The organism is Xenococcus sp. PCC 7305 (assembly GCF_000332055.1).
In the GTDB taxonomy this organism is placed as follows: Bacteria; Cyanobacteriota; Cyanobacteriia; order Cyanobacteriales; family Xenococcaceae; genus Xenococcus.
The window spans coordinates 1-12,056 of the sequence record NZ_ALVZ01000231.1; the positions used below are offsets into that span (position 1 = coordinate 1).

A 12,056-nucleotide genomic window follows, 5' to 3' on the forward strand; every position below is an offset into this window, starting at 1 on the left:
TTTTGGCGTTGCTGATTTAAAACATGAAAGAATTTTGGACTAATCTTCTTTGCTTCTTTCTTTGCGTCTTTGCGCCTTTGCGCGAAACGAATTCATATCTGGATTCAGCAACGCCGCAATTTTCAATTTTTAATTAATAAGAATGCTTATTGTGATTTGTGGCGCGACCGCAAGTGGTAAATCTGGATTGGCCTTGAAACTAGCACAAAGGCTGAATACTGTTATTCTCAGTGCCGATTCTCGTCAGGTTTATCGTGAATTTGATATTGGAACCGCCAAGCCGTCGATCGCTGAACAGCAATTAGTTCCCCATTATCTGATCGATATTTGCGAACCAACAGAAACTTTAACTCTTGCAGAATATCAAGAACAAACCCAATCAATTATCAATAAATTCCCAACAACCCATTCCCCCAAATCCCAACTTCCCCAAATCCCTACTTCCCCATCTTCCCCAACTTCCCCAACCCCCCCAACTCTCCTCGTCGGCGGCACCGGACTGTATATAAAATCAATTACCAGGGGACTGAAAATTCCTAGAGTGGCACCTCATGGTAATTTGCGATCGCAGCTATCTAGCTTAGGACAAAACCAACTCTATAGTTTTTTGTCTCAAGTAGATCCTGTTGCAACTAGCAAAATCCATCCCAACGATCAAGTAAGAACATTACGAGCTCTAGAAGTTTATTACGTTACAGGGAAAACCATTACCTCACAGCAAGGAGAAAATCCTCCTCACTATCCAATTTTACAAATCGGCTTAGATTGCGATGTTGACAGCTTAGATCGCAGAATAGCCCAGCGTACTCATCAAATGATTGAAATGGGACTAGTTTCAGAAGTAACCAAACTCTGTAATAAATACGGTCAAGATTTACCTCTTTTAAATACTTTAGGCTATGGAGAGATGAAACAATATTTAGCCGGAGATCTGAGTTTAGACGCCGCGATCGCAGAAACGATATTGCATACTCGTCAATTTGCTAAGCGACAACGTACTTGGTTTCGTAATATTCAGGATATCAATTGGTTTGAAGCTAACAATCCTGATTTATTAGAAAATGTATGGCAGAAAATACAAGAATACATTAGGTGAAGATAAAAATTATTTTGTCTGCACAGCGACACTGGGTAAATAAAGATGGGTTGATTGAGATTTGGCAGTTTTTTTTCTTGTGTTAGCAATAAATATGGGCGCGATCGCCGTGAGAAGAGTAGGCATTCTGCTTAGTCAGGGGACTAAGCCCGCTTGCTTTTTCTCTTCAAGATTATTTTTATTCAGACAGCGCACAATACATAATCTCAATCTAAATTTAATATTAGGCAGTCTTCAACAAGTGTTTCATTAGATTATCTTTGACCATCATTTGACGAAACATTTCTAATAAATACTCTTGTGCTTGCTCCTTGCTTAAACCTCGAACCTGCTCCTGAAGAACTTTTAATTTAAACTGCTGTTCCATACTCAATTTCGCAGATACATCCATAAAACTACTCCTTATAAAACTGTATGACTAATTGCAAAAAGTAGAAGTCATCAAAACTATTACTCTTTTAATTAGATTATTTTTTATAAATTTAACACAGGATAGTAAAATGTCCAGCTTGTCAAGCAATATTGATAGAGATTAATAAAAGTTAATATTTGGGATTAGGAATTTCAATATTCTTCTGTATAATTCAATGCGAAAAAATATAAAAAACGTGATACTGGTCAGTTCGGCAAAACCTAAGACCTAAAACCTAAGACCTAAAACCTAACGCCTAAAACCTAACGCCTAAAACCGAACACCTAAAACCTAACGCCTAAAACCGAACACCTAAAACCTAACGCCTAAAACCGAACACCAGTCTTGAAGACATTAGTAAGTGGAGTTTAGATTGCGATTAGCATCTATCTTCAATTAATTCTGGAGGAACAGTTGGTAATAAAATACGAAAACTAGAACCTTTGTTTAATTTACTATTGACCAAAATTGAACCGCCAGCGCTTTCTACTAATTTATGAACAATAGTTAAACCCAGTCCCGCTCCGGTGATTTCGTTGTTTGTAACGGTCTTAGTGCGATAAAAACTATCAAAAATTTTACCCAAGTCTTTGGCTTCAATTCCTCGGCCTGTATCACTAATTATTAACTTGATGGCGTCGTTGATACTCGTTGCTTGGACGAAGACTCGACCTTTAGGTGGCGTAAACTGCAAACTATTATTGAGTAGTTGAATAATTATTTGCCTTACCCAAGCAGTGGGACAAGAAACCGGAGGTAAATTGTCAGGAATTGTATAACCTAGCTGAATTTGTTTCTCACTAGCTAGGGGTTGATAGGTACTAACTATTCCTGGGATGAGTTCATTTAAATATACCGCTTCTGCCTTCACTGGTCCATGTAAACTAAGCAACTCTAATGAACCACTAATGACCGAATTTTGGCGATCGCATTCCCGTTCCAGCATTTTAAGATAGCGTTGGCGTTGTTCTCCTTTGATCGATTTTGATTCCAGTAAGCTCAAAGCAGTTTTCATATGAGTTATTGGCGATCGTAATTCTGCGACCAAATTATGGAGAAAATCGATGTCCAATCTCAAGTTTTGAGCTGATTTTATGTCCTTGTTCTGAGTTAGAGATCTTTGCTCAACCGATGCTTGAAAGGATTCTGACTGTTCGATTTGCTTTAAAAGTAGCTTAGTGATGAAATTTGTAACCTTGGTCTCCGTAGAGGTAATCTTAAATACTGCTGGCAGAATTTGCTCAGTTGCTCTAGATGTTACAAGGTTTTTTTGAATACCCAATAAGGCTTTTTGTACTACAGACACCTGAAAACTCAACACCATTTTTAGGTAAGGCTGTTCTAGTCTTTTTCCCGAACTATTAACCTTAATCTTGCCCTTTTGCCATTGAGTAAGAATTAAACCAGAAAAATCTTCAGTAATTACGAGCAGAAAACATTCTCTTTTCAACTCAGCATTTTTTGTCAGAGTAACAGGAATCAAAGAACTGGCGGCTAAATCCTCAAATCCTAGTAATTTAGCTGAACGTTCTAAATGATCACTACAAAGATAAATCTTTTCAAATTGACCAAGTTTTTGATATTTGCGAACTTCTTGATGCCAACTTTTTGTTTGAGGTAATTTGAGCCAAATCTTCGCTGATAATTTTTGCTCTATCAGTAGATCTAAAAACATGGCAACGCAAGAGCGAACTGTTGTCGGACTAACAGCGATCTCTAAAGGAGGAGGATTGATGCTTTGAACTAGTTGATAAAGAGATAGACTACTCTTAGTTTTGGAAGTCATGAGTCATATGCCGATTTCCGGTTGCCCTTACTAAAATTCTAGTTAAATGCGAAATTGTCGAGCCTTTTCATCTGGCGAGTAAACATGATTATTAATGAATTCAGAGGAAGTCCCTCTGCAAAATAGTGGGTTCTCTCTGACAACAGGATATCCGACTCTTTTTCAAATTGACAATCACCATCAGCAACTGCAACATGCTACAGGCAATTATCCAAAGTAGCAACCAGGCAGTAAACCTTTACAAAAGAAGCTAACAATTGCTTTTGTAGCTTCTCTCCTACAATGAGTAAAGAGAATTTAATAGTATTTTAGGAGCAAGTGATGGTGACAAAACCGGATTGGTTAAGAGTAAAAGCACCTCAATGGCAAAGGGTAGGTAATGTCAAAGAAATATTAAGAGATTTAGCCTTAAATACTGTATGTGAAGAAGCTTCCTGCCCCAACATTGGCGAATGTTTTAATGTTGGGACTGCTACGTTTTTGATTATGGGTCCTGCTTGCACCCGTGCTTGCCCCTATTGTGATATAGATTTCGATAAAAAACCTCAAGGGCTTGATCCTAGTGAACCTATCAGATTAGGAGAAGCTGTTCGTCGTCTCAACTTGAATCATGTAGTTATTACTTCTGTTAACCGAGACGATTTACCCGATGGCGGAGCATCTCAATTTGTCCGCTGTATCGAACAGGTGCGCCGAGTTTCGCCTCAAACTACGATAGAAGTATTGATCCCTGATCTTTGTGGAAATTGGGAAGCTCTCGAAATAATACTGCAGGCCCAACCAGAAGTCCTTAACCATAATACAGAGACGATTCCCCGTTTCTATAAAAAAGTTCGTCCTCAAGGTAATTACCAAAGATCGCTAGAATTACTCCAAAAAACCCGCGACTTAGCACCTGCAACCTATACAAAATCAGGTCTTATGGTGGGCTTGGGCGAAACAGATTCAGAAGTTAGGGCCGTGATGGGAGATTTACGCCAGGTAGATTGCGATATTTTGACCATCGGACAATATTTACAACCTTCTCAAAAACATTTAGAAGTTAAAGAATTTATTAAGCCTGGCCAGTTTGCTGCTTGGCAAAAGTTCGGCGAATCTTTAGGGTTTCTTCAACTTGTGGCAACACCTCTAACCCGTAGTTCTTATCACGCAGAAGAAGTTAGGAGTTTAATGAAATTGTATCCTCGAAAAAAGTAAATCATGTAGTAATTACTTAGGTCGACAGCTATTTTTTGAATTGGCAAATTTCACCGTATTTTTTTTGCGTATAATTACGTAAGAAAAAATTATTTAATTTATAAAAAATTTGTTCAAGAGCAAGTATGTCCGTGATTATACTTGCTCTTTTTTGCGGCAAAAATATCTTGCAACATTTTATTTTTTTCAGTATAAAAGTGATAAAAACCATGTAAGATGTTAAACAATTCCTCAATAAGGAAAACCAGTGAATAAAAGTCCATCTACTATAATCAAATTAACAACTATTTGCTTCTCCAAGCTCTAAGAAGTCTTTAAAGGATGGCCTAATATTAACTATAAAAAAAGCCTTAACCAGTGTTCTTTTTTATCTCAAACTTGGGCAACCTAATGCTTAGAGGAGTGATTCCAACCTGATTTTCATTCTAAGTCGTCATTGAGAAATTGCCATGTCAGCCAGTTCCTTATCTATTGAGTCCAAAGAAGATTATCCTGTTTCTAATTACGAAATAAGTAATTTAGAAGAAAATAATTTAAATTCAAACAAGATTGGTGATGATCTTGTAGAACTTGATTTTGAGCATCTCGATACAGAAAATATCGCTAAAAGAGGGAGTCGTACTACTACAGACCTAGTTCGTTTATATCTTCAAGAAATTGGTAGAGTCCCTTTACTAGAAAGAGACGAAGAAGTTTCCGAGGCCCAGAAAGTTCAGCGGCATATAAATATCTTGGAACAACGAGATGAGGCGGCGAAAAAAGGAAATATAAATATAGCGGAATTTGTCGAAATCATTAACGCTCATGACGCTTTGGTGGCGCAGCTAAGCCATCGTCCTTCTATGAAAAGATGGGCTAAAAGTCTAGACATGGAAATTCCTGAGTTGAAAGAGGCTCTATCCCGAGGAAAAGCCAGTTGGGCTCAAGTCACAGGATGTGAAGTCAATGAATTGGAAAAAATCCAAAAAGACGGTATTCGTGCCAAAGAACATATGATCAAGGCGAATTTACGTCTAGTCGTTTCGGTGGCTAAAAAATATCAAAATCGCGGTTTGGAATTGCTCGATCTTATTCAAGAAGGAACGCTAGGACTAGAAAGAGCCGTAGAAAAATTTGATCCTACCAAAGGTTACCGTTTTAGCACCTATGCCTATTGGTGGATTCGCCAAGGAATCACTAGAGCGATCGCAACCCAAAGTCGCACCATTAGACTTCCTGTCCACATCACGGAAAAGCTGAATAAGATTAAAAAAGCTCAACGGAAAATCTCTCAAGAAAAAGGCCGCACCCCCTGCATCGAAGATCTATCCCTAGAGTTAGACATGACGGCAGCACAAATTCGTGAAGTCTTATTGCGGGTACCACGCTCAGTTTCTCTGGAGATTAAAGTCGGGAAAGAAAAAGACACCGAATTAGGAGATTTGCTGGAAACTGAAAGCGCCTCTCCCGAAGAAACCTTGATGCGAGAATCTCTACAACGAGACTTACAACTATTGTTGTCAGAATTAACTAGCAGAGAAAGAGAAGTGATTCAAATGCGTTTTGGCTTTGGTGGCGAAAAACCCTTTTCTCTGGCTGAGATTGGTCGATGTCTAGAGCTTTCGCGCGAAAGAGTACGACAAATCGAGGCCAAAGCACTACAGAAGCTTAGACAGCCCAGACGTCGCAATCTGATTAGAGATTATTTGGAATCTCTTAGTTAATTGAGTCAGATACGCTATCAAGAGGGGGTTAGGAGCTAGCCCTCCTCTACTTGATTCCAATACCGTGAAAAAGATAATGTAAGGGGTAAGAATTCTTAGCAATCATAAATTGTGCAATTAAAATATGCCTTAGTCCATGAATGGTTTACCCCAGAAGCCACTGGCGGTTCGGAACTGGTAGTTCAGGAAATATTGAATTACATTGATGCTGAACTCTACGCTTTGATCGACTTTGAATCAACTAATTCTGACAGTTATCTTTACGAGCGCTTGATTGGTACAACATTCCTACAACATTGGCCATTCACTCGTAAAGGAGTGCAAAAGTATTTGCCCCTGATGCCCTTGGCCATAGAGCAACTAGACTTAAGGGCGTATGATGTGATTTTATCTTCTTCCCATGCCGTTGCCAAAGGTGTGATATCTAGTCCCCATCAACTGCATATTTCCTATTGCCATACCCCAATGCGCTATGCCTGGGATCTGACCTTTGATTATCTGCAAAATGACCCTAGAGGACAGGGCTTTTCAGGCATTTTAACCAGATATATTCTGCATCGCTTACGAACTTGGGATGTCATCTCCGCGAATCGGGTAGATTATTTTATTGCCAATTCTCACCACACTGCTTGTCGCATCTGGCGTTGCTATCGCCGTCAAGCAAAAGTTATTTATCCTCCGGTAAATATCAATAGATTTCAACATTTAGCTAAATCTAAGCCCCAAAAAGAGGAATTTTACCTTACAGTTTGTCGACTGGTAAGCTATAAAAAAGTATCTTTAATTGTAGAAGCTTTTAATCAACTTAAAAAACCTCTAGTAATTATTGGTACGGGTTCCGATCTTCAACAAATTCGTAAATTGGCCAAATCTAACGTGCAAATAATGGGTTCGCAACCCCATAATGTAGTTGAGGATTATTTAGCCAAAGCGAAAGCATTCGTTTATGCTGCTTGTGAAGATTTTGGCATCGCTCTGGTTGAAGCTCAAGCCTGTGGCACGCCAGTCATAGCATATAAACAAGGAGGTGCATCAGAAACAGTCAAAGATATGACCCAGTATCCAAAAACAAGTACGGGTATCTTGTTTGAGGAACAAACAGTTGAGGCGATTGTCGAAGCTGTTAAAAACTTTGAAAAACATCAAAATCGAATTGATGTGGAGCAATGTTGCTTGCAAGCAGAGAAATTTAACCCGATAATTTTTAAGAAGTCCTACCTAGAATTTATAGACAATTGTTGTCAAAAATTTTATTCTAGTGATAAATAAGGTCAAAACAACTGTTATTGCTAAGCTTTAGAGCCTTAAAAACTCAAAAAGTGCAAATTAATGTTCAAATTAGCTTTAATTAGTTTGACTTTAAATATATGATTGGGACTGTGTGGTGTGTGTGATTTGAAGGAGAGAGATGACTGCTACTAACAGCCAAACTATCTCCACTAAGCTAGTACAAAAATTTTTTAGGAAGAGTCTGAAAAGACCTCTAGTCGCCCCTAAGAAAACTCAAGGTTTTTCCTTAGCATTAGCTTTAGATGGAGAGTTAACCAAACGTTTATTTGATATAGTTTTTTCCCTGGCGGTTTTGATATTTCTATCCCCGCTCTACCTTGTTCTGTCTGCTTTAATCGCCCTTAGTTCCCCTGGGCCAATTTTTTACGTTCAGCAGAGAGTTGGCAAGGATTTTCAGCCCTTCAACTGCATTAAGTTTCGGACTATGGTCAATAATGCGGATGAAATTTTGGAAACCATGATGGCCGATTCTCCTGAGATGAGGGACGAATTTACCGACAATTTCAAGCTTAAAAGAGACCCAAGAATTACCCGCATCGGTAATTTTCTTCGTTTAACTAGTTTAGATGAGTTTCCCCAGTTTTGGAATGTTCTCAAAGGGGAAATGAGTGTTGTCGGGCCGAGACCTCTAGTTCCAGAAGAGTTACATAAATACGGTCGCCGTATTAATGCAGTATTACAAATAAAACCAGGAATCACTGGATTATGGCAAGTCTCTGGCAGAAATGATATTCCCTATCCCAAAAGAATTCAGATAGATGTTTATTATGCTATTAGTAGGAATTGGTTGTTGGATTTATGGATTATTGTAAAAACCATTGGGGTCGTCATTTTCCCTGGTAATAATGGTGCTTATTAAGGTGCTTATTAAAATGAGATAAACAGGAAACATTACATATTATAATTAGCAAAATTTAGGATGACTGAAGCCAAGCGAGCTCTGATTACAGGTATTACTGGTCAAGATGGTTCTTATTTAGCAGAACTCTTGTTGAATAAGGGCTATGAGGTTCATGGTGTAATTCGTAGAACTTCAACTTTTAATACGGATCGCATTGATCATCTATATCTTGATCCCCATAACCCTGAGGCTCTTTTATTTTTACACTACGGTGACTTGACTGATGGGACAACCTTGCGTCGTATCATCGAAGAAGTTCAACCAAGGGAAATCTATAATTTAGGTGCCCAGTCTCATGTTCGAGTTAGTTTTGATTCTCCAGAGTATACTGCCGATACCGTAGGGATGGGAGCATTGCGATTGTTAGAGGCAATCCGCGATTATCAGAAACGAACTGGGGCCGAAGTTCGTTTTTATCAGGCAGGTTCTTCGGAAATGTTTGGCAAAGTGCGAGTAGTTCCTCAAAATGAAACGACTCCTTTTTATCCCCGTAGTCCCTACGCTTGTGCCAAAGTGTATGCTCATTGGCAAACTGTCAACTATCGGGAATCCTATAATTTATTTGCCTGTAATGGTATTTTATTTAATCATGAATCTCCTCGCAGGGGAGAGACTTTTGTGACTAGAAAAATCACGAGAGCTGTTGCTAATATTGTTGCGGGCAAACAAAAAAAGCTATATCTGGGGAATCTTGATGCCAAAAGAGACTGGGGTTATGCCAAAGATTATGTGAAAGCAATGTGGCTAATGTTGCAACAAGACAAGCCGGATGATTATGTGGTGGCGACAGGAGAAACTCACTCAATTAGAGAATTTTTAGATATCTCTTTTGGCTATGTAAATCTTGATTGGCATGACTATGTAGCATTTGATCCTCGATATTTGCGCCCGACAGAAGTCGATTTACTAATTGGAGAACCGAGTAAGGCACAAAAGACACTGGGCTGGCAACCGTCGGTTGATTTCAATGGTCTAGTAGAGTTAATGGTCAAGGCCGATTTATTGTCTGTGGGCATGAAAAACTCTGATATCGACCCAGACTTGGTTAAGGATAAGGTTATTAGCTCTCGCAACATGGGTATCCGTGTTGATTAAACTAAGTAAACATGATTGGCGCTTGGGGGAGAATAATCCACAAAGACAATGTTTTGCTGATAGAATGACCAGAGGGGGGAATGAAACACAAGTTGGTTTTTCCGCCCACTAGAATCTCTAATCTCAGATGGAGAGTGGGTCTTGCCCGCTTTTTTTATTGTTTAAACTGACCCTCAACAACATTTGAGCTAACTAGCAATCTTTATTAAATTAGGTTTGAGGGATGAGATTTTAGTTTCAAGGGATGTCCTTTTATCTAAATATCAAAACTGACTACAGACTCTCATGACTCATCCTCTAATTCCTCAAATTACAGATTTAGCAGAATCTCTTGTTCAAGAGCTTGATTTGGAAATAGTAGAGATTGTGTTTCAGACTAATAGAAATCCGCCATTACTTAAGGTGGGTGTTCGTAATCTCAATCAAGATACTAGTCTCAAAGATTGCGAACAAGTGAGTAGATGTTTGGAGGAGAAGTTGGATCAAGCAACGATTATCCCTGGAGCTTATGTCTTAGAAGTTTCTAGTCCAGGAGTCAGTAGTATTTTAACCACAGATCGCGATTTCCTGTCTTTTAAAGGTTTTCCTATTATTGTAGAAACTGTCTCCCCTTTTAAAAATCACCAGCAATGGTCAGGAAGACTTCAAGGGAGAGATGAGGATTCATTGTTTATCAATCAAAAAGGAAAAATCACGACCATTCCGCGAGAATTAATTGCCGAGGTGAAGATTGACGAGGGGAGCGACGATTAGAACTTTTTATATGCTTATCTGCTCGGTATAGAATAAGCATGAAAATTTGCGAAGCCGGCTCTCATTGAAGCTAGGCTCTTAATATTAAGCAAGATTATTATTTTTAAGGAGCGATGTGATTTATGACTCTAATCAGTTTGCCAGGTCTTAGAGATACTCTCGAACAGATTAGTCAGCAATATAATTTGCCTGCTAGTGCAGTGGAGGATGCCTTAAAAGAGGCATTGGTTAAGGGCTATGAGCGTTTTCGTCGCACAAAGGAAGCCAGCCGTCGTCAATTTAGTGAAGAGCATTTTGAAAATTTTAATGTTCATTTAGATACAGAAGAAGAGGGCTTTCAAATTATTACAACAAAAACTATTGTTGAGCAGAAGAAAGAAGATATTGAGGATGGCGATCGCGAAATTTCTCTTCAGGAAGTTCAGGATCTAGTGGGCGAGTCAGATATTCAGGTTGGCGATACAGTGACAGTAGATGTGACTCCAGAACAAAGTGATTTTGGTCGTATGGCCGCGATCCAGACCAAACAAGTACTATTGCAAAAGCTACGCGATCGCCAAAGAAAACTAATTCAAGATGAATTTAAAGATCTCGAAAATACAGTCTTGCAGGCTAGAGTATTACGTTTTGAAAGGCAATCAGTTATCGTGGCAGTCAGCAGCGGTTTGGGGCAGCCAGAAGTGGAAGCGGAATTACCCAAACGAGAACAATTGCCCAATGATACTCATCGCTCTAATTCGACCTTTAAAGTCTATTTGAAAAAAGTACGAGAAACTCCTCATCGTGGTCCACAGCTAATTGTTTCCCGTGCTGCTGCCGGTCTCGTCGTAGAACTTTTTAGTAACGAAGTGCCAGAGATCGAAGAGGAAATTGTCCGCATTGTTGCTGTGGCCAGGGAAGCTCGTCCACCATCAAGATATGTGGGGGTTCGTACCAAAATAGCTGTCGATACGCTAGAAAGAGATGTTGATCCGGTGGGAGCTTGCATTGGCGCTAGAGGGTCGCGAATTCAGGCCGTAGTTAATGAATTGCGGGGCGAAAAAATTGATGTTATTCGCTGGTCTCCCGATCCTGCTACTTATTTGGCCAATTCCCTAAGTCCAGCCAGAGTGGATAAAGTTTTGCTTGTTGACACTGAAGAAAAACAATCTTTAGTCTTAGTCGCAGAAGATCAGCTTAGTTTAGCGATCGGTAAGGAAGGGCAAAATGTTCGCTTAGCAGCTCGGATTACTGGTTGGAAAATTGACATTAAAAATAGTGCAACCTATGATGCTGAATCGTTGATAGCAAACGAGGCGGATGACTCTGTCGAGGAATCAGATGAAATCACAACTGAAATCACAACTGAAATCACAACGGGCGAATCAGTAGTTTCGCCCGTAGAAACCGAAGCTCGCGAAGTTGAATCCCTTGAACCATAAATAAACCTATTTATTACCTATTCTTTTGTTTATTATTTATGTTGTGTAACAAGGCTAGCCTATGAAAATAAATTATCGACGTTGTATTAGTTGTAAAAAAACTGCATCTAAAGAAGAATTCTGGCGCATTGTGAGGCTTCAAGGTTCTTGTGAGATTATCTTAGACCAAGGAATCGGCCGTTCTGCTTATATATGTCCCAAATCTGATTGTCTACAAAAGGCTCAACGTAAAAATCTCCTCAAACGAGCCCTCAGAGCTATGGTTCCCCAAGGGATTTATGATTTGCTGCAGCAGCGCCTAATAGCAGAAATGTAATCAGCATTATTGGCCGTAAAATTTTTCTCAGCCAAATTTTTACTTTAAAAACTGAAAATAAAACAAACAATTTCGCATTTTTCTTT

Annotated in this window: 12 protein-coding genes; 10 read left to right on the forward strand and 2 right to left on the reverse strand. The window is 39.2% G+C overall.

Going from position 1 to position 12,056, the window contains the following annotated elements; genetic code table 11:
- The first annotated feature begins 142 nt into the window (after positions 1-142).
- Entirely contained in the window at positions 143-1,096 is a 954-nt protein-coding gene (miaA, locus tag XEN7305_RS24180; RefSeq protein ID WP_006512173.1) for a tRNA (adenosine(37)-N6)-dimethylallyltransferase MiaA, read from the forward strand.
- A gap of 223 nt (positions 1,097-1,319) precedes the next feature.
- Here the strand turns inward: miaA and XEN7305_RS24185 are convergent, their stop codons facing one another.
- Both XEN7305_RS24185 and XEN7305_RS24190 read right to left on the reverse strand, forming a co-directional pair.
- The gene (locus tag XEN7305_RS24185; protein WP_006512174.1) at positions 1,320-1,487 is read right to left on the reverse strand and encodes an NblA/ycf18 family protein; all 168 of its coding nucleotides are present in this window, start codon (positions 1,485-1,487) and stop codon (positions 1,320-1,322) included.
- 400 nt (positions 1,488-1,887) lie between these two features.
- Positions 1,888-3,294, reverse strand: a complete 1,407-nt coding sequence (locus tag XEN7305_RS24190) for an ATP-binding protein (RefSeq protein WP_006512175.1) — start codon at positions 3,292-3,294, stop codon at positions 1,888-1,890.
- 94 nt (positions 3,295-3,388) lie between these two features.
- On the opposite strand from XEN7305_RS24190, the gene XEN7305_RS30095 reads away from it, so the two are divergent.
- From XEN7305_RS30095 to XEN7305_RS24235, 9 genes are all read left to right on the forward strand, one after another.
- A complete protein-coding gene (locus XEN7305_RS30095) occupies positions 3,389-3,514 on the forward strand; it encodes a hypothetical protein (RefSeq protein ID WP_255325081.1) in 126 nt (41 codons plus the stop codon).
- Between the two features lie 101 nt (positions 3,515-3,615).
- A complete protein-coding gene (lipA, locus tag XEN7305_RS24195) occupies positions 3,616-4,491 on the forward strand; it encodes a lipoyl synthase (RefSeq protein ID WP_006512176.1) in 876 nt (291 codons plus the stop codon).
- A gap of 449 nt (positions 4,492-4,940) precedes the next feature.
- Positions 4,941-6,194, forward strand: a complete 1,254-nt coding sequence (gene sigC, locus XEN7305_RS24205; protein ID WP_006512177.1) for an RNA polymerase sigma factor SigC — start codon at positions 4,941-4,943, stop codon at positions 6,192-6,194.
- 111 nt (positions 6,195-6,305) lie between these two features.
- Entirely contained in the window at positions 6,306-7,463 is a 1,158-nt protein-coding gene (locus XEN7305_RS24210; protein ID WP_006512178.1) for a glycosyltransferase, read from the forward strand.
- Between the two features lie 139 nt (positions 7,464-7,602).
- Positions 7,603-8,343 carry a sugar transferase gene (locus XEN7305_RS24215; protein ID WP_006512179.1) on the forward strand — a complete coding sequence of 247 codons (741 nt, stop codon included), beginning with the start codon at positions 7,603-7,605 and terminating at the stop codon, positions 8,341-8,343.
- Positions 8,344-8,403: 60 nt separating this feature from the next.
- The gene (gene gmd / locus XEN7305_RS24220) at positions 8,404-9,480 is read left to right on the forward strand and encodes a GDP-mannose 4,6-dehydratase (RefSeq protein WP_006512180.1); all 1,077 of its coding nucleotides are present in this window, start codon (positions 8,404-8,406) and stop codon (positions 9,478-9,480) included.
- Positions 9,481-9,765: 285 nt separating this feature from the next.
- Entirely contained in the window at positions 9,766-10,233 is a 468-nt protein-coding gene (gene rimP / locus XEN7305_RS24225) for a ribosome maturation factor RimP (protein WP_006512181.1), read from the forward strand.
- A 122-nt stretch (positions 10,234-10,355) separates the two neighbouring features.
- Positions 10,356-11,654, forward strand: coding sequence for a transcription termination factor NusA (gene nusA / locus XEN7305_RS24230; protein WP_006512182.1), 1,299 nt, complete (start codon positions 10,356-10,358; stop codon positions 11,652-11,654).
- 61 nt (positions 11,655-11,715) lie between these two features.
- Complete coding sequence (locus XEN7305_RS24235; RefSeq protein ID WP_006512183.1) at positions 11,716-11,970, forward strand: YlxR family protein; 255 nt, start codon at positions 11,716-11,718, stop codon at positions 11,968-11,970.
- Positions 11,971-12,056 lie beyond the last annotated feature (86 nt).